The sequence below is a fragment of the Curtobacterium sp. MCLR17_032 genome (assembly GCF_003234795.2).
In the GTDB taxonomy this organism is placed as follows: domain Bacteria; phylum Actinomycetota; class Actinomycetes; order Actinomycetales; family Microbacteriaceae; genus Curtobacterium.
Window position 1 is genome coordinate 1563976 of the sequence record NZ_CP126268.1, and the last position, 17773, is coordinate 1581748.

The following is a 17773-nucleotide window of genomic DNA, read 5'->3' on the forward strand; positions in this document are numbered from 1 at the left end:
GACGTCCACAGGCGGTCCGACGACGTCGGCCCGCCGAACTAGAATCGTCGGGTGGCAGGACTGATCGCGCGGAACGACATCGACGAGGTCCGCGCGCGCGTGAACATCGCCGACGTGGTGGGCGACTACGTCACGCTGAAGTCCGCGGGCGTCGGCTCGCTCAAGGGCCTCTGCCCCTTCCACGACGAGCGCACCCCGTCGTTCCACGTCCGTCCGCAGGTCGGCCGGTACCACTGCTTCGGCTGCGGCGAGGACGGCGACGTCTTCAGCTTCCTGATGTCGCAGGAGCACACGACCTTCCAGGAGGCCGTCGAGCGGATGGCCGCGAAGATCGGCTTCACGCTCCACTACGAGGACGGCGACGGTCCCCGGACCGACTACAACGCGCGTGCCCGCCTGATCGCCGCGAACGAGGCAGCGCAGGCGTTCTTCACGGCGCAGCTGACCACGGCCGCGGCCGAGCCGGCACGGCAGTTCCTCGGGCAGCGCGGCTTCGACCCGGCCGCCGCGCAGCACTTCGGCGTCGGCTTCGCCCCGAAGTCGTTCGACGCGCTCAAGGACCACCTGCGCGGGCTGCGGTTCAGCATCGACGAGATCGTCGCCGCCGGACTCGTCAGCCAGGGGGACCGCTCCCCGTACGACCGGTTCCGCGGGCGCCTGATGTGGCCGATCCGCGACGTCACCGGGGCGACGATCGGGTTCGGCGCCCGGCGGCTGCTCGAGGACGACAAGGGCCCGAAGTACCTGAACACGCCGGAGACGCCGATCTACCACAAGAGCCAGGTGCTCTACGGGCTCGACCTCGCCCGCAAGGAGATCGCGAAGGGCAAGCAGGTCGTCATCGTCGAGGGCTACACCGACGTGATGGCGTGCCACCTCGCCGGCATCACCACCGCGGTCGCCACCTGTGGCACGTCCTTCGGCGTCGACCACATCAAGGTCCTGCGCCCGATGCTCGGCGACTCCGCCGCGCAGCACGTCTCGCAGCTCGGCCAGATCGTCTTCACGTTCGACCCGGACGAGGCCGGGCAGCGCGCCGCCTCCCGTGCCTTCGCCGAGGAACAGCGGTTCGCGTCGCAGACCTACGTCGCGGTCGCCCCGGGCGGTCTCGACCCCTGCGACCTCCGTCTGGCCCGGGGCGACGACGCGATCCGCCGTCTGGTCGAGAACCGTCGTCCGATGTTCGAGTTCATGATCCGTCGCCGGCTCGACGGCCACGACCTGGACACGGTCGAGGGCCGCGTCGGCGGTCTCCGCGAGAGCGCGCCCGTCATCGCCGACATCCGTGACCGCGCCCTTGCGGACGGCTACATCCGGAACACGGCCGGGTGGCTCGGCATGGACATCGAGGACGTGCGTCGGGCGGTCGCCACGGCCCGTCGGCGTCCGTCTGACGGTGGGCAGGGCGCTCGATCAGGAGGCTCGTCCAACGCCGGGCAGAACGGTTCCGGCAACGGGACCAACGGCTCCGGCACCGACGGATCCGGGCGGCACGGCGACGGTCGCGACCTGCCGGACGAACCGCAGGCGAGCATCCGGTCGCTGCCGGACGACCCGATCGCACGGATGGAGCGCGACGCCGTGATGGCGATGGTGCAGCAGCCGCAGTCGGTCGGCGTCCCGTTGCTCGCACTGGCGGCCTCGGCGACCTTCTCGGCGCGGATGCTCTCGGTCGTCCGTGACGCCGTCGTGGCGAACATCGACGCGGTGGGGGACCGGGCCTGGCTCGACAAGCTGCTCAGCGACGTGCCGGCGCCGTTCCGGTCGCTCGTGCAGGAGCTCGCGCTCGCGCCGATCCCGGCTCGCTCCGACGAGGACCTGGCGATCTACTGCCGTGGCATCGTCGTGGCCCTCGTCGAACGGGACCTGCTCGCGCGGAAGGCCTCGCTGCTCGGACAACTGCAGCGCACGGATCCGTCCGACCAGGAGCGTCGGACAGACGTGCAGCGTCAGCTGATGGACCTCGACGCCCAGCGGATGCGGCTCCGCGCGGACACCCCCGGCGCCTGAACAGCGCGTCCTCGGCCGTCCTCCTGCGGAGCACGGCGGGCCGTCCGGTGCGCCGCCGATCGGCTCCGAGCCCCGCGGAACCGGGGAGTTGCTGGACGCAACAGTTGTCGCCACGGCGCAAGGAAGCTGCGCGCCGCGCCGGACACACTGCCTCCGATCCTCCGCTCGAAGGCGTGATCCTGCGTTACAGCGGTGTAAACAATCGGCCCCCGGGGCCTCCCGATGTCTGGCAGGGTGTGACCATTGAACGTCCCTGCGACCGGTCACAGCCCGTTCCACTCGGTCCCAGGACTCTTGCAACCACATCAGAGAGGCAATCGGACATGGCATCCGTTTCCACATGGGGCAAGCGCACCCTCGCACTCGGCGCCGGCGCCGCAGCGACCGCGCTCGTGCTCACCGGCTGCGCAGGCGGCACCAGCGGTGGCTCCGGCGACCTCAACGGCCTGATCATCGGCACGACCGACAAGGTCACCTCGCTCGACCCGGCCGGTTCCTACGACAACGGCTCGTTCGCCGTGCAGAACCAGGTCTTCCCGTTCCTCATGAACACCCCGACGGGCAGCCCGGACGTCGAGCCGGACATCGCCACGAAGGCGGAGTTCACGAACCCGACGACGTACAAGGTCACCCTGAAGAAGGGTCTCGAGTTCGCGAACGGCAACAAGCTCACCTCGAGCGACGTCAAGTTCTCGTTCGAGCGCGACCTGAAGATCAAGAACGACAACGGTCCGTGGTCGCTGCTCGCGAACCTCAAGAGCATCGACACCCCGGACGCCACGACGGTCGTCTTCAACCTCGACCACGCCGACCAGACCTGGCCGCAGGTGCTCTCGAGCCCCGCCGGCCCGATCGTCGACGAGGACGTCTTCTCGGCGACGAAGCTCACCAGCGCCGACGACATCGTCAAGGGCAACGCCTTCGCCGGCCAGTACAAGATCACCTCCTACAAGGAGAACGACCTGATCGCGTACGAGGCGAACGACAAGTACGACGGTGTCCTCGACAAGGCGAAGACCAAGGACGTCACCGCCCAGTACTTCACCAAGGAGACCGACCTCAAGCTCGCGGTCCAGAAGGGCGACGTCGACGTGGCGTACCGCTCCCTGACGCCGACGGACATCTCGTCGCTCCGCAAGGACTCGAAGCTGCAGGTCATCGACGGCCCCGGCGGCGAGATCCGCTACGTCGTCTTCAACTTCAAGACGCAGCCCTTCGGCACCGGCCAGAGCGACGCCGACGAAGCGAAGGCACTGGCCGTGCGCCAGGCCGTCGCCGACGTCGTCGACCGCGACGAGCTCGCCAAGGAGGTCTACAACGACACCTACACGCCCGTCTACTCGATGGTGCCGGACGGCCTGACCGGGGCCGCGACGCCGTTCAAGTCGCTCTACGGTGACGGCAACGGTGCGCCGGACGTCGACAAGGCCAAGAAGACGCTCAAGGACGCCGGCGTCTCGGGCAAGATCGAGCTCGACATCCAGTACTCGCCGGACCACTACGGCTCGGCGTCGGACGACGAGTACGCCACGCTCAAGACCCAGCTCGAGAACACCGGCCTGTTCACCGTGAACATCCAGTCCACGGTCTACACGACCTACGCGGTCGAGCGCACGAAGGACGCCTACCCGCTGTACCAGCTCGGGTGGTTCCCGGACTTCTCGGACGCCGACAACTACCTCTCGCCGTTCTTCACGAAGGACAACTTCGTGCAGAACCACTACGACGACCCGACCATCCAGGGTCTGATCGCCGACGAGCAGGAAGAGTCGGACGCCGACAAGCGCGCCGCCATCATCGAGAAGGCCCAGCAGCGTGAGGCCGAGCAGATCTCGACCCTCCCGCTCCTGCAGGGCAAGTCGGTCGCCGTGGCCGGCAAGGACGTCAAGGGTGTCACCCTCGACGCCTCCTTCAAGTTCCGCTACGGGACCATCACCAAGTAACCAGACGCACGGAAGGGGGCGCTCCCACGAGGAGCGCCCCCTCTCGGCGTCATGCGAAAGGCACAGACCCCGTGACCCTCACGAACCCAGAGGCGATCGAGACCGAGCCCACGAAACCCCAGGCACAGCGACGTGCCAAGGGACAGGGCGGCGGACTCGGCCGGTACATCCTCATCCGCTTCCTCCTGATCTTCCCGACCGTGTTCATCCTGGTGACACTGGTCTTCTTCCTGATGCGTGTCGTCGGGAACCCGATCACCGCCTCGGTCGGCGGACGGCTCACGCCCTCGCAGCTGCAGGAACGCCTGCACGCCGCGGGCTACGACCGCCCGGTGATCGTCCAGTACATCGAGTACCTCGGGCAGATCGTCCGCGGTGACTTCGGCTCGTCGGTCACCGACAACCGCCCGGTGACCGAGATCATCCTGCAGTACGGCGGCGCGACGGCGGAGCTGGTGTTCTACGCCCTCATCGTCGCCCTCGTGCTCGGTATCCCGCTCGGCATGCTCGCCGCGTACCTCCGCGACAAGTGGCCGGACGTGCTGCTCCGCGCCTTGGCGATCCTGACCTACGCGACGCCGGTGTTCTTCGGCGGCCTGCTGCTCAAGCTCGTCTTCTCGGTCTGGCTCGGGTGGCTGCCGCTCGGCGACCGGGCGTCGACCCGGGTCCAGCTGATCCTGGACCGGATCGACAACCCGACCGGGGTGTTCCTCATCGACGCGATCCGGACCGGCAACGGCCAGATCATCAGCGACGTCCTGCAGCACGCGGTCCTGCCGGCGCTGACGCTCGGGCTGCTGACGGCCGGCATCTTCCTGCGCCTGGTGCGCGCGAACATGATCGGCTCGCTCGGCTCCGAGTACGTCGACGCCGCGCGCTCCCGCGGTGTGCGGGAGTCCCGACTCGTCCGGACGCACGCCTTCCGACCGGCCCTGGTGCCGATCATCACGGTGATGGGTCTGCAGATCGCGATGCTCCTGGGCGGCTCGGTCCTCACCGAGACGACCTTCGGCTGGCGCGGCCTGGGCTTCGAGCTCAACCAGTACCTGTCCGCACGTGACTTCGTCGCCGTGCAGGGCATCGTCGCGATGCTGGCGGTGATCGTCGCCGTCACGAACTTCGTCGTCGACGTCGTCGCGGCGCTCATCGACCCGAGAGTGAGGTTCTGACGATGTCCGACATCGCCCTCGTCGACCGCCACGAGCCGCTGTGGAAGCGTCTCCCCGTCGTCGTCCAGCTCCGCCGGAGCACCGGATGGCAGCGCGCCATGCTCATCGTCGGTGTCGTCATCTGCGCCGTGTACCTGCTCGTCGCGGTGTTCGCCCCGCTCCTCGCGCCGTACGGCTTCGGTGACCAGCAGGGCGCCGACGGCGCGAACTTCCCGCGCACCGGCGCCCCGAGCGCCGAGCACATCTGGGGCACCACGGTCGGTGGCCTCGACGTGTTCAGCCGGGTCGTCTACGGCACGCGGACGGCTGTGCTCGTCGTCATCGTGGCGGTGGTCGTCTCGATCGCGATCGGTGTCCTGCTCGGCATGGTGTCCGGGTACGTCGGCGGCTGGCTCGACCGTGTGCTCGTGGTCGTCGCCGACGCCATCTACGCGTTCCCGTCGCTGCTGCTCGCGATCGTCGTCTCGATCGTGGTCTCCGGCGGTGACTCGAACTACTGGGGCGGCATCACGGCGGCGGCGATCTCGATCACCGTGGTCTACATCCCGCAGTACTTCCGCGTGGTCCGCGCCGAGGCCGTGCGCCTGAAGAACGACGCCTTCGTGGAGTCCGCTCGGGTCATCGGCACGAACCCGTGGCGCATCATGACGCGGCACGTGCTCCGGAACTCGACGCGGTCCCTGCCGCTGATCCTCACCCTGAACGCCAGTGACGCGGTGCTCACCCTGGCCGGCCTCGGCTTCCTCGGGTTCGGCATCGGCCCGACCCAGGGCGCCGAGTGGGGCTACGACCTCAGCCGGGCGCTGTCCGACGTCGCCAGCGGCGTCTGGTGGACCGGCGTCTACCCGGGCATCGCGATCGTGCTGCTCGTCCTCGGCGTGACGTTCATCGGTGAGAGCCTCAACGACATCTCCGACCCCCGCCTGCGTGCCCGCCGGCGGTTGAAGCAGCTGGTCTCCACGCGCGACAAGGCGACCGACGCGGAAGGGGCAGCAGCATGAACGGCAGCACCACGGGCCTCCCGGCCGGCTCGGGCCGCACGGCGGCCGACCCGGTCGTCGTCGTCGACGACCTCACGGTGACCTTCGCGACCGACGGCGGCGCCGTCGACGCGGTCAAGGGCGTCAGTCTCGACGTCCGCCCCGGCGAGGTGCTCGCGCTGGTCGGCGAGTCCGGCTCGGGCAAGTCGGTCACCGCGCGGAGCATGCTCCGGCTGATGCCGGAGACGGCGACGCTCGGCGGCGCGGTCATGCTCGAGGGCACCGACGTCGTCGCGGTCGGGTCGCAGAAGCTCCGCGAGCTACGCGGCACGGCCGGTGCGATGGTCTTCCAGGAGCCGTCGACGGCGCTGAACCCGGTCTTCACCGTCGGGTGGCAGATCGCCGAGGGCCTGCGTGCCCACGGTGGGGTCTCCAAGAAGGAGGCCCGCGCCAAGGCGATCGACTACCTGCGCCGCGTCGGCATCCCCGACCCGGAGACACGCGTCGACCACTACCCGCACCAGTTCTCCGGCGGGCAGAAGCAGCGCGTCGTGATCGCCAGTGCGCTCGCCCTCGAGCCGAGCGTGATCATCGCCGACGAGCCGACCACTGCCCTCGACGTGACCGTGCAGGCCGAGATCCTCGACCTGCTCCGCCGCTGCCGTGACGAGTTCGGCGCGGCGATCGTCATCATCACGCACAACATGGGCGTCGTCGCCGACCTGGCCGACCGCGTCGCCGTGATGTACCAGGGCGAGGTCGTCGAGGAAGCCCCCGTGGAGCAGCTCTTCGCCGCCCCGCAGGCCGACTACACGAAGCGCCTGCTCGCAGCCGTGCCGCGGCTCGAGGCGTCGACCGGGGTCGCCCGCCGCGCGCTCATCACCGCGGACGTCGAGCCCGTCGTGTCCGCGACGGGGCTCGAGATCGAGTACCCGGGTCGACTCGGCTCGCCAGCGTTCCGCGCGGTGAAGGGCGTCGACCTGGCGATCCGACCCGGTGAGGTCCTCGGTCTGGTGGGGGAGTCCGGCTCCGGCAAGACCACCATCGGCCGGGCCATCGCCGGGCTGACGAAGATCACCGGTGGATCGCTCAACGTGCTCGGCACCGAGATGCTCGGGTACAAGGAGCGGGACTTCAAGCGGCTGCGGAAGGACATCGGGTTCGTCTTCCAGGACCCGGCGACGTCGTTCAACCCGCTGCTGACGATCGCCGAGTGCGTCGCCGAACCGCTCGTCGTGCACGGGGTCGCCTCGTCACCCCGTGCCGCGCGCAAGCAGGTGGACGAACTCATGGAGGCCGTGCAGCTGCCCGCCGCGTACGGCGACCGGTACCCGCACGAGCTCTCCGGTGGGCAGCGCCAGCGCGCCTCGCTCGCCCGGTCACTCGCGCTCCGGCCGAAGCTGCTCATCGCGGACGAGCCGACGAGTGCGCTCGACGTGTCGGTGCAGGCCCGGGTCCTCGAGCTGTTCCTCGAACTGCAGCAGGACTTCGGGTTCGCGTCGCTGTTCATCAGCCACGACCTGGCCGTCGTCGGCGCACTGTCCGACCGGATCGCCGTGCTCTACCGCGGTGACCTGGTGGAGACCGGCACCACGGCCGAGGTCCTCGGCGCCCCGCAGCACCCGTACACACAGCGGCTGCTCGCGTCGCTGCCGGTGCCGGACCCGACCGAGCAGGCCGAGCGACGGCGTACGCTGGAGCGACTGGAGCAGGCCGGGGCCTGACCGGACGGTGACACGCCGTCGGGTGCACCCCGACCAGCCAGGAGGCCCGGCCACGTCCGCGACGCACGTCGCGCGGACGAGTGGTCCGGGCCTCCCGTCCGGTGTGGACCGCGGCAGGGCGCACGCGGCAGGAGAAGGGGTTCCATGACCGGAGAGCACGGTCCGGCCGTCATCGCGGACGACGTCAGCATCGAGTACCGGGGCGGGCCGGTGAAGCACCCGATCCGCGCGGTGGACGGCGTGAGCCTGACGCTCGGGTGGGGCGAGATCCTCGCCGTGCTCGGCGAGTCCGGTTCGGGGAAGTCGACCTTCGCCGCCGCGGTCGCCGGCCAGCTCGGCACGCACGGCGAGGGGGAGGGCGCGCACCGTCGACGGATCGTCGGCGGGGAACTCAGCGTGCTCGGCCAGCCGACGCGTCGGCTCCGGCAGTCGTCCCGCCGCTACACGCGCCTGACCGGGCAGATCGGCTACCTGCCGCAGGACGGGGCCGACCGGCTGCGCCCGGACCTGCTCGTCGGCGAGGCGATCGCCGAACCGATCTACGCCCGCGACCGCCGGTTCGACCGGAAGGAAGCCGGTCTCATCGTCGCGCGCCTGGTCGACGCGGTGCACCTGCCGCTCGGAGTGCTCCGGCTGAACACGTGGGAGCTGTCCAGCGGGCAGCGCCAGCGCGTCGCCCTGGCCCGGGCGCTCGTCCTCGAGCCGCAGCTGCTCGTCGCGGACGAGCCCGCCCGCGGTGTGGACGTGCTCGTCCGGCAGTCCGTCCTGGAGGCCCTGGCCGGCCTCCAGCGACACCGCCAGTTCGCCGCGATCGTCGTCTCGAGCGACCTGCGGGAGGCCCGTGCCCTCGCCGACCGGGTCGCGATCATGAGCGCCGGACGGCTGGTCGGGCTCGGCACGTTCGACGAGGTCCTCGACAACCCGCTGGACCCGTACGTCCGGACGCTCGCGGCGACGGCGTCGCGACCGGTGAAGCGGAAGCCGGCGACGGCCGGCCGCGGCGGGGTGCGCCAGGCGTGAGTGGTGGGACAGGCATGAGTGGTGGGGCAGGCATGAGCGAGCAGCAGCAGGCGCGGGGTCACCGCGCGGTCGTGACCGATGCCGGGCGGCCGCTGCCGGTCGGGACACCGGAGTCCGGGTCGGTGACGATCCTGCCGACGCCGACCGCGTTGCACGAGGACGCCGTCCGGAGCGCCGGCGGCACCCTCACCGCCCTGGGCGACGACACCCGGGGGATCGTGTGGCTCGACGCCGGCGACCCGGACGGCCTCCAGCAGGCCCTGACCACCGCGCCGGGGGTGACCTGGGTGCAACTGCCGTTCGCCGGCGTCGACGCGTTCGCGCACCTGATCGCCGAGCACGGTGACCGCGTGCTGTTCACCTCGGCCAAAGGCGCGTACGCCGAGCCCGTCGCCGAGCATGCACTCGCGCTGACCCTCGCGACGCTCCGGGTGCTGCAGAAGCGTGCCCGGACCACCACCTGGTCGCGGGAGCCCGAGGGCATGTCCCTGTACGGGCGGCACGTGGTGATCATCGGCGCGGGGGGCATCGCGCTGGAGTACCTGCGGCTCGTGGCACCGTTCGACGTGCGGGTGACCGTCGTCCGGCGGTCCTCGGAGCCCGTGCCCGGAGCCGAGCGCACCGTCACGACCGACCAGCTCGACGCGGTCCTGCCCGACGCCGACGTGGTCGTGGTCGCGGCGGCCATGACCTCGGACACGTCCGGGCTGCTCGGAGCGCACCAGTTCGCGATCATGCCGGACCACGCGCGCCTGGTGAACATCGCCCGCGGCGGGCTGGTCGACACCGATGCGCTCGTCGACGCGCTCCGGTCCGGGGCGATCACCGCTGCCGGGCTCGACGTGACCGACCCGGAGCCGCTGCCGGACGGACACCCGCTCTGGGACGAGCCGGGCGCGCTCATCACCCCGCACCAGGCGGACACCCCGGAGATGGTCGCACCGCTGCTGGCCGAGCGGGTCGAGGCCAACGTCCGGGCGTTCCTGGGTGGTGACGGCACCGGGTTCGTGGGGGTCGTCGACCCGGCGGCCGGCTACTGACGGTCCCTGCCTGACCGGGGGTTCTCGGTGCCGTCGGTGGCGGCACGCCCGGGATGCGCGACCGATGCGCGGGACGCTGGACGTTTGCTGCTATGCTGTTACCCGCTGTTCAACCGCCTTCCAGCGGAGCCGCAGTGATCCTCGATAGCTCAATTGGCAGAGCAGCCGGCTGTTAACCGGCAGGTTGTTGGTTCGAGTCCAACTCGGGGAGCGACAGGCCCTCACCCTCCGGGGTGGGGGCCTTCTCGTTTCTCCGACGTGCTGGTGCTGGTGCTGGTGCTGTCTGCAGTCTGCTGTCTGCTGTGTGCGGCTGCCCGCCCGCGGTTCCCGGGCGTCGTGCTGCGCTTCCACAGCCGGCATGCTGTCGGAAGCTGTTAACGTCCACAGGTGCCCCTCCGACCTCGACGCCCCGCGACGCTCGTCGCTGTGCTCGCGCTCGGGGTCGCCCTGACGGCGCTGACCGGGTGTTCGTCGAGCGACACCGGTGCCCGCGCCGAAGCGGCCGACGGTCCGTCCGCGACCACCACCCGGTCGGCGTCCGGCGGGTCCGGGCCGACCGGCACGTCACCGATCGTCTTCGCCTTCACCTGCACGGTCGGGAACGGCCCGTCCGTCGAGACCTACACGACCTCGTCCGCGGTGTGGGAGGACGGTCGCACCTCGTGCACGGCCGCGCCCATCACCGGCACCGTCCCCTCGGCACAGCAGCAGTCCGCACTCGACGCGGCTCGCGGCGCCGCGACGCTCGAGGAACTCGCCGCGGGCTGCGCGGTCAGCGGGACCGGTCCGTGGCGCTCACCCGTGCGGTCGACCGAGCAGGCGGACCTGGCGGCCGGGCTGGAGCGGTACTGCCCGGGTCACCCGGACATGGGCCGGCTGCGGGACGCGCTGGCGGCACACCGGGGCTGACACGCCGCCTGCGGCGGGCTCAACCGGAGGCGGGCTGTGCCGGCGGCGGGATCAGCCCCCGGCCGGTGCCTTCGGTTGGTTCAGCCCTCGGGGTGGTCGCGTCCCGGCAGCCAGGACTGGCCGGGCCCGCCCCAGCTGGCCTTCCGGATCGCCTTCTGGACCTGCTTGGCGTACGGGTGGACCAGCCGGTCCGCGTACAGCACGCCGTCCAGGTGGTCGTACTCGTGCTGGAAGACGCGGGCGAGCCACCCGTGCGCCTCGATCTCGAACGGTTCGCCGTGCTCGTCGAACGCCCGCAGCAGCGCACCCTCGGACCGTCGGAGCGGGAAGCGTTCACCCGGCACCGACAGGCAGCCCTCGGACTCGTCGTCCTCGTCGAGCTCCTCGATCGACGCCGGCACCGCGGGAGTGGTCCACAGCACCGGGTTGACCGCGGCACCGCGCCACAGCACCTCGTCGTCGTCCGTCCACGAGTAGACGAACAGCCGCTGGCCGACCCCGACCTGCGGGCCGGCGAGCCCGACGCCGGGCGCCAGGTCCATCGTCTCGAACATGTCGGCGACGAGCGTGCGCAGGTCGTCGTCGAAGACGGTGACCTCGGTCGCGGGGGCGTGCAGGACGGGTTCACCGGTGATCCGGATCGGGAGGACGGCCATGCAGCCAGGATATCTTCGCGCGTCGGATAGCCTCGACGCGTGACCCCGGACCTGCAGATCCCCGACGTGGTGCAGAACCTGACCCCGTTCCAGGCGCTGATGATCCCCGTCGCCCTCGTCGGTGCCGTGTTCCTGTCGCTCGGCGCGCAGTTCCAGAGCCGTGGGGTCCAGCGCGTCGAAGCGCGCCTCGGCCAGCAGTCGAAGGGGCTGTCGGTCCGTCACGTGCTCGCGCTCCTCGGCAGCGGCAACTGGGTGCTCGGCACGATCATGCTCGGTGCCGCGATCGTCCTGCAGCTGGTCAGCATCACGTACGCGCCGCTCATCGTCGTGCAGCCCCTCGGTGCCGTGGCGCTGGTCGTCACGACGTGGTTCTCGTCGCGCAGCACCGGCGTGCCGCTCGGCACCCAGGCGCGTCGAGCCGTGTGGACCTGCATCGGCGGTGTGGGCCTGTTCGTCCTCATCGCCGCGCTCTACGGCCGCGAGAGTCCGATCGGTCGCGGTCAGCTCATCACCGTGCTGGTGGTCCTGGCGGTCGTCCTGACCCTCGTCGTCATCTCGTTCCGCCTGGTCGCCAAGCGCCGAAACGCCCTCTACTACATCATCGGTGCCGGCATCCTCTACGGCTTCGTCGCGACCCTGGCGAAGGTCACGCTGAACCGCATCGTCAACGGCACCTTCGACTGGGTCACCGCGTTCGCAATCGTCGGGGTCGTCGTCGCGTCCGCCGTGGGCGCGTACTTCGTGCAGAACGCCTACTCGAGCGGCTCCGCCGACCTCGTCATCGCGGGGCTCACGGTCGTCGACCCGATCGTCGCGGTGGGGATCGGCGTCATCGTCCTCGACGAGGCCGCCGGCGCACCCGTCGGTGCCGGCATCGGCTTCCTCGTCGCCGGTGCGATCGCGATCACCGGCGTCTTCCTGCTGGCCAAGCACCACCCCGACTCGCGCCGGTGACGGCGGACGGGAGGCGCGCCTCCCGTCCGACAGCCCACCCACGTCCGACGGTCGGTGCGGTACCAGGGGATGACGCGGGTCCGCCGCGCGGCTGAGGTGGGCGGCCAGAGGGGTGCGGTAGCGTTCCGAACCGACCAGACCGGCGTGCGACGACCACGCGTGCCGGCGTTCGCGACGAGAGGACGACCCCCGCCGTGTCAGCAGACGCCACGACCGAGACGACCGACACCACGGCCGCCACCGGAGGGCGACGGCCGCTGCGGGTGCTCATCGCCGCCGACACCTTCGCGCCCGACGTGAACGGGGCCGCGACCTTCACCGAGGAGCTCGCGCTCGGCCTCGCCGCCCGTGGGCACGAGGTGCACATCATCGCGCCGTCGTGGAACCGGTGGCACGCCGGGTCGTTCGACGAGGAGTACCGCGGCGTGACGCTCACCGTCCACCGGCTGGCCTCGTACCGGTGGCCGGCCCACGAGTGGTACCGCTTCGCCTGGCCCTGGACGGTGCGCAAGCACACCGCACCGATCATCGCCGCGCTGCAGCCCGACGTGGTGCACATCCAGTCCCACATCGTCGTCGGTCGCGGCGTCGCCCGCGAAGCGCACGACCGGGGGATCCGGATCATCGGCACGAACCACTTCATGCCGGAGAACCTGCTCGAGTACACGCCGTTCGGCAAGCGCACGACGCCCCTCGCGTTGAAGATCGCCTGGGCGGACGCGGCCAAGACCTACCGTCTGGCCGAGGCGATCACGACCCCGACCGAGCTCGCGGCGGACTACCTGCGCGACGCCATCGCCGGGCAGCCGGTCCTGGCGATCTCGTGCGGCGTCGACGCCACCCGCTACACGCCGGCGAGCGGACGGCCGGCGGGCAACGACATCGTCTTCGTCGGCCGGGTCGCGCCGGAGAAGAACCTCGACGTCATGGTCCGGGCGCTCCCGCTGCTGCCGGCCTCGCTCGACGCCCGCTTCACCATCGTCGGCGACGGTGACATGATCCCGAAGCTGACCGCGCTCGCGAAGGAGCTCGGGGTCGAGGACCGCGTCCGCTTCCTCGGGTTCGTGTCCGACGAGGTCAAGCTCCGCACGCTGACCGAGGGCACCGTCTTCGTGATGCCCTCCACGGCGGAACTGCAGAGCATCTCGTCGCTCGAGGCGATGGCCTCCGGGCTGCCCGTCGTCGCGGCGGACTCGATGGCGCTGCCGCACCTGATCGACGGCAACGGGTACCTGTTCACCCCGGGCGACGAGCACGACCTGGCGGCGAAGCTGACCTCGGTGCTGACCGCTCCGGACGACGAGTACCAGGCGATGCGGCAGCGCAGCCTGACCATGATCGAAGCACACGACATCAACCGCACCCTCTCGACGTTCGAGGCGCTGTATCGTGGGGAGCCGGTGGCCTCGGCCCCCGAGGGGCGGTAGCCAAGCTGGTCAAGGCAGTCGGCTCATAACCGAACGATTCGCGGGTTCAAGTCCCGCCCGCCCTACGTGCACCTGCCGTCCAAGAAGCGCCCGCCCGAAGACACGAGCCACGCGCCCACCCCGAACGTGATGTTCGAGGTGAGCCGCGCGGGCACCGGCGTGCGCGTCAACGCCTTCCGCATCGGGTTCATGGGTGCGATCGGTGTGCTCGTCGCGCTGTTGGCCGGGACGCTCGTGCACGAACTCAGCACGGTGCTGGTCTACATCGGCGTCGCGCTGTTCATCGCGCTGGGCCTCGACCCTCTCGTGAACCTGCTCGAGCGGTACATCCCGCGCTGGGCGGCGATCCTCATCGTGGTCGTCGTCGTGCTCGGGGCCTTCGTCGGCGTCGTGTTCGCGATCGTGCCGATCCTGGTGAACCAGGCGACCAACCTGGTGCAGAACTTCCCGGAGATCGTCGGCGACATCTCGAAGCTCGGGTGGGTGCAGGACCTGGCCCGGCAGTTCGAGGGCTCCTTCGACGTCGACCACGCGCTCGAGTCCGTGCAGACGTTCGTGGAGAACCCGGGCAACCTGCTGAGCCTCGGCGGCGGGATCCTGGCGGTGGGCAGCGGCATCCTGTCCGGCCTGACCGGCGCCCTCATCGTCATCATCCTGATGCTCTACTTCCTCGCCTCGATGCGCGGGCTGAAGACGATGGTCTACCGGTTCGTCCCGGCCTCGCGTCGCGAGAACTTCGTCGAGGTCAGCGAGCAGGTGACCTCCTCCGTCGGCCGCTACGTCGTCGGGCAGATCACCCAGGCCGGCATCAACGGCGTGCTCAGCATCATCTGGCTGCTCGTCATCGGGGCGCCGTTGCCCGTGCTGTTGGCGTCCTTCGCGTTCCTCGGGTCGCTCATCCCGCTGGTCGGGACCCTCGGGGCAGCCGTGCTCATCTCGCTGCTCTGCCTGTTCGCATCGCCGGCCACGGCCCTGGCGGCGGCGATCTACTACCTCGTGTACATGCAGGTCGAGGCGTACATCATCTCGCCGCGCATCATGTCGCGGGCCGTGCAGGTGCCCGGGGCGCTGGTCGTCATCGCCGCGATCGCCGGTGCCACGATCGGCGGGGTGCTCGGCGCGCTCGTTGCCGTGCCGGCGGCGGCGTCGGTGATCATCATCGTGCAGAAGGTCATCTACCCGCGCCAGGAACTGTCCTAGTCGCTCCGAGGTCCACCGCGGGATCGTTCTGCGGGTCTTCTCCCACCGACATGGCCCGGATGGTTGCCGTTCCCAGTCGGCACCTGGCATGATGAGCGTGTCCTCCGGGACATCACAATCGCATACCGATGGTCCCGAACGGGTCCTCCGCTGTACAGGTCGATGGGGAAGTCGCACCTGACGATCGGAGGAATCGTGACTGGGTCAACGTCAGGAGTGCTCTACGTGCACTCCTCACCACGCGCGCTCTGCCCACACGTCGAATGGGCGGCAGGTCGCGCGATGAACCGCGCCGTGAACTTCTCGTGGCTCGACCAGCCCGCACTCGACGGTTCGCGCCGCACCGAGTTCACCTGGTCCGGGCCGATCGGGTCCGGTGCGGCGATCGCCTCTGCGCTGCGCGGGTGGGAGCACCTGCGCTTCGAGGTCACCGAGGACGCCACGACGGACTCCGACGGCGGCCGGTGGATGCACACCCCCGACCTCGGCGTCTTCTACGCGCAGACCGACGTCACGGGCAACATGGTCGTCCCCGAGGACCGGATCCGCTACGCGATGGAGATCGCCGGCAGCAACGCCCTCGAGCTGCACCGGGAGCTCCGGCTCGCCCTCGGTCAGGCGTGGGACGACGAGCTCGAGCCGTTCCGCCACGCTGCCGAGGGCAACCCCGTCGTCTGGCTGCACCGCGTCGGCTGAGTCCGCACGTTCCTCCCGTCACACCGAACGCCGTCCTGCGGGGCGGCGTTCGGCGTTCCGGGACGTGCGCGCCGGGGCGGGCGCGCCGGGTTGGGCGCGCCCGTCCCGTGTCGCCGAGGTCGCACGTCGTGCCGGATCCGCGCCTCCTGTCCGGCCGTCCGTGCGACTTCGACGAACCTGAGCGGCCGGTCTTGCGACCCCCGGATGGACGGCCGCTGGACCCGACGGGACCGCTCACCAGGCGCGAGGTCGCAGATCCTGCCGGGTGCGCGCCTCCCGCTCGGCAGATGTCGCGACCTCGGCGGACGTGAGCGGCGGGTTGTGCGACGCCGGCCGACCACGCCGACGCCCCGGACGGACGGGAGGCCCGCCCCGCGACGCGGGACGGGCCTCCTGACCGGCAGGTGGATCAGACGGAACGGAACGCCACCACGGCGTTGTGCCCACCGAAGCCGAACGAGTTGCTCACCGCGAGCAGGTCACCCTGCGGCAGGTCGCGCGGCGCCGTCGCGACGTCCATCACGATCTCGGGGTCCTGCTCGGTGAGGTTGATCGTCGGCGGCGCGATGCGGTTCTCGAGCGCCAGGACGGTGAAGACGGCCTCGATCGCACCGGCACCACCGAGCAGGTGCCCGGTCGAGGCCTTCGTGGCGGAGACGACGACGGAGTCGAGGTGCTCGCCGAAGACCCGACGCATGGCGTGGTACTCGGCGACGTCGCCCACCGGGGTCGAGGTCGCGTGCGCGTTGACGTGCGCGACGTCCTCACGGCTGGCGTCGGCGTGCTCGAGCGCCATCAGGACGGCACGGGCGGCCGCGGAGCCCTCGGGGTCCGGCGCGGTGATGTGGAACGCGTCCGAGGTGATGCCGGAGCCGGCGACCTCGGCGTAGATGTGCGCACCGCGGGCCTCGGCGTGTTCCTTGGTCTCGAGGATCAGCGCGGCGGCACCGTCGGCGAGCACGAAGCCGTCACGGGTGACGTCGTACGGACGCGACGCGGTCTCGGGGGAGTCGTTGCGACGGGACAGCGCCTGCATCGCGGCGAACGAGGCGAGGGGCAGCGGGTGGAGCGCGGCCTCGGCACCACCGGCGATGACGATGTCGGCGTCACCGAAGGCGACGTGGCGATAGGCCTCGGCCAGGGACTCCGTCGAGGAGGCGCAGGCGGAGAGGTAGGTGCGGGCGCCACCACGGGCGCCGAACTCCATCTCGATGGCGGCGGCGGGGCCGTTCGCCATGAGCATCGGGACCGTCATCGGCATGACGCGACGCGGGCCCTTCTCGCGGAGGGTGTCCCACGCGTCGAGGAGCGTGTTCACGCCGCCGATGCCGGTCGCCCAGTCGACGATGAGTCGCTCGGGGACGACGGACTCCGCGTCGATGCCGGCGTCGGCCCAGGCTTCGCGCGCCGCGATGAGCGACAGCTGCGAGGACGGGTCGAGCCGCTTCGACTCGGGACGGGTGAGCTGGTCGGTGACGAAGCGACGCGCCTGGCCGGCGAACTCGACGGGGAGCTCCAGCTCGGCGTAGCGGGGGTCTTCGATACGGCTGATGCCGGACTCACCGGCGAGCAGAGCCGCCCAGGATTCCTTGGCGGTCGCAGCGAGGGGACTGATCGCACCGATCCCGGTGACGACGACGGTTCTCTTGGTCATGAACGACGGTTCTTTCTGCGAGGGACAAGACGAGCGCCGCGGGCCATGACTCGAGGGTCAGCGGCCCGCGGCGCTCAGGAAGCTCGTTTCAGGCCTGGGCCTTGACGATGAAGTCGACGGCGTCGCCGACGGTCTTGAGGTTCTTGACCTCTTCGTCGGGGATCTTGACGTCGAACTTCTCTTCGGCGTTCACGACGATGGTCATCATCGAGATGGAGTCGATGTCGAGGTCGTCGGTGAACGACTTGTCTGCGGCGACGGTGTCGGTAGCGATACCGGTCTCGTCGTTGATCAGCTCGGCCAGGCCGGCGAGGACTTCTTCGTTGGACAGGGCCATGAGTGTTCTCCTTGAGGGGGGTGTCGTTTGACCGTGGGACAGCCTAGGGCACGG

The 17773-nt window shown here is 70.4% G+C and carries 15 protein-coding genes and 2 tRNA genes; 14 read left to right on the plus strand and 3 right to left on the minus strand.

Features of this window, described 5'->3' with window-relative positions:
• Positions 1-51: 51 nt before the first annotated feature.
• The 9 genes from dnaG to DEI97_RS07375 all read left to right on the plus strand — a co-directional run bounded on the left by dnaG (position 52) and on the right by DEI97_RS07375 (position 10795).
• A complete protein-coding gene (gene dnaG, locus DEI97_RS07335) occupies positions 52-2010 on the plus strand; it encodes a DNA primase (RefSeq protein ID WP_111076380.1) in 1959 nt (652 codons plus the stop codon).
• Positions 2011-2333: 323 nt separating this feature from the next.
• Positions 2334-3953 (plus strand): ABC transporter substrate-binding protein, encoded by a 1620-nt coding sequence (locus DEI97_RS07340; RefSeq protein ID WP_111076381.1) that lies wholly within the window; start codon positions 2334-2336, stop codon positions 3951-3953.
• Between the two features lie 71 nt (positions 3954-4024).
• On the plus strand, positions 4025-5122 hold the full coding sequence (locus DEI97_RS07345) for an ABC transporter permease (RefSeq protein ID WP_111076382.1): 1098 nt from the start codon (positions 4025-4027) through the stop codon (positions 5120-5122).
• Positions 5123-5124: 2 nt separating this feature from the next.
• Positions 5125-6123, plus strand: a complete 999-nt coding sequence (locus tag DEI97_RS07350; RefSeq protein ID WP_111076383.1) for an ABC transporter permease — start codon at positions 5125-5127, stop codon at positions 6121-6123.
• A complete protein-coding gene (locus tag DEI97_RS07355) occupies positions 6120-7826 on the plus strand; it encodes an ABC transporter ATP-binding protein (protein ID WP_111076384.1) in 1707 nt (568 codons plus the stop codon). The genes DEI97_RS07350 and DEI97_RS07355 overlap by 4 nt, the downstream gene beginning before the upstream one ends.
• Before the next feature lie 144 nt (positions 7827-7970).
• Entirely contained in the window at positions 7971-8846 is an 876-nt protein-coding gene (locus tag DEI97_RS07360) for an ATP-binding cassette domain-containing protein (protein WP_111076385.1), read from the plus strand.
• A 32-nt stretch (positions 8847-8878) separates the two neighbouring features.
• The gene (locus tag DEI97_RS07365) at positions 8879-9886 is read left to right on the plus strand and encodes a D-isomer specific 2-hydroxyacid dehydrogenase family protein (RefSeq protein ID WP_111076386.1); all 1008 of its coding nucleotides are present in this window, start codon (positions 8879-8881) and stop codon (positions 9884-9886) included.
• A gap of 138 nt (positions 9887-10024) precedes the next feature.
• Positions 10025-10097: transfer RNA gene (locus tag DEI97_RS07370), tRNA-Asn, on the plus strand.
• A 176-nt stretch (positions 10098-10273) separates the two neighbouring features.
• Complete coding sequence (locus DEI97_RS07375; protein ID WP_146248254.1) at positions 10274-10795, plus strand: hypothetical protein; 522 nt, start codon at positions 10274-10276, stop codon at positions 10793-10795.
• 80 nt (positions 10796-10875) lie between these two features.
• Here the strand turns inward: DEI97_RS07375 and def are convergent, their stop codons facing one another.
• A complete protein-coding gene (def, locus tag DEI97_RS07380; protein ID WP_111076388.1) occupies positions 10876-11451 on the minus strand; it encodes a peptide deformylase in 576 nt (191 codons plus the stop codon).
• Positions 11452-11490: 39 nt separating this feature from the next.
• Between def and DEI97_RS07385 the strand changes: the two genes are divergently transcribed.
• The 5 genes from DEI97_RS07385 to DEI97_RS07405 all read left to right on the plus strand — a co-directional run bounded on the left by DEI97_RS07385 (position 11491) and on the right by DEI97_RS07405 (position 15728).
• Positions 11491-12405 carry a DMT family transporter gene (locus DEI97_RS07385; protein WP_253462757.1) on the plus strand — a complete coding sequence of 305 codons (915 nt, stop codon included), beginning with the start codon at positions 11491-11493 and terminating at the stop codon, positions 12403-12405.
• 194 nt (positions 12406-12599) lie between these two features.
• Positions 12600-13832, plus strand: a complete 1233-nt coding sequence (locus DEI97_RS07390; protein WP_111076389.1) for a glycosyltransferase — start codon at positions 12600-12602, stop codon at positions 13830-13832.
• Positions 13823-13897, plus strand: a tRNA-Ile gene (locus DEI97_RS07395). Before DEI97_RS07390 ends, DEI97_RS07395 begins: the two co-directional genes overlap by 10 nt.
• A gap of 64 nt (positions 13898-13961) precedes the next feature.
• Positions 13962-15032 (plus strand): AI-2E family transporter, encoded by a 1071-nt coding sequence (locus DEI97_RS07400; protein ID WP_253462759.1) that lies wholly within the window; start codon positions 13962-13964, stop codon positions 15030-15032.
• Positions 15033-15194: 162 nt separating this feature from the next.
• Complete coding sequence (locus tag DEI97_RS07405; RefSeq protein WP_111076390.1) at positions 15195-15728, plus strand: DUF3145 domain-containing protein; 534 nt, start codon at positions 15195-15197, stop codon at positions 15726-15728.
• A gap of 409 nt (positions 15729-16137) precedes the next feature.
• Here the strand turns inward: DEI97_RS07405 and DEI97_RS07410 are convergent, their stop codons facing one another.
• Positions 16138-17382, minus strand: coding sequence for a beta-ketoacyl-[acyl-carrier-protein] synthase family protein (locus DEI97_RS07410; RefSeq protein WP_111076391.1), 1245 nt, complete (start codon positions 17380-17382; stop codon positions 16138-16140).
• Positions 17383-17470: 88 nt separating this feature from the next.
• Positions 17471-17719, minus strand: coding sequence for an acyl carrier protein (locus tag DEI97_RS07415; protein ID WP_058741348.1), 249 nt, complete (start codon positions 17717-17719; stop codon positions 17471-17473).
• Positions 17720-17773: the final 54 nt, after the last annotated feature.

Bases quoted from the DNA above. Each gene is read 5' to 3' on its own strand.
- DEI97_RS07355 (WP_111076384.1), top strand. From the start codon at position 6,120: ATGAACGGCAGCACCACGGGCCTCCCGGCCGGCTCGGGCCGCACGGCG.
- DEI97_RS07415 (WP_058741348.1), bottom strand. From the start codon at position 17,719: ATGGCCCTGTCCAACGAAGAAGTCCTCGCCGGCCTGGCCGAGCTGATC.
- DEI97_RS07410 (WP_111076391.1), bottom strand. From the start codon at position 17,382: ATGACCAAGAGAACCGTCGTCGTCACCGGGATCGGTGCGATCAGTCCC.
- DEI97_RS07365 (WP_111076386.1), top strand. From the start codon at position 8,879: ATGAGCGAGCAGCAGCAGGCGCGGGGTCACCGCGCGGTCGTGACCGAT.
- DEI97_RS07405 (WP_111076390.1), top strand. From the start codon at position 15,195: ATGGGGAAGTCGCACCTGACGATCGGAGGAATCGTGACTGGGTCAACG.
- DEI97_RS07350 (WP_111076383.1), top strand. From the start codon at position 5,125: ATGTCCGACATCGCCCTCGTCGACCGCCACGAGCCGCTGTGGAAGCGT.
- DEI97_RS07400 (WP_253462759.1), top strand. From the start codon at position 13,962: ATGTTCGAGGTGAGCCGCGCGGGCACCGGCGTGCGCGTCAACGCCTTC.
- DEI97_RS07340 (WP_111076381.1), top strand. From the start codon at position 2,334: ATGGCATCCGTTTCCACATGGGGCAAGCGCACCCTCGCACTCGGCGCC.
- DEI97_RS07360 (WP_111076385.1), top strand. From the start codon at position 7,971: ATGACCGGAGAGCACGGTCCGGCCGTCATCGCGGACGACGTCAGCATC.
- def (WP_111076388.1), bottom strand. From the start codon at position 11,451: ATGGCCGTCCTCCCGATCCGGATCACCGGTGAACCCGTCCTGCACGCC.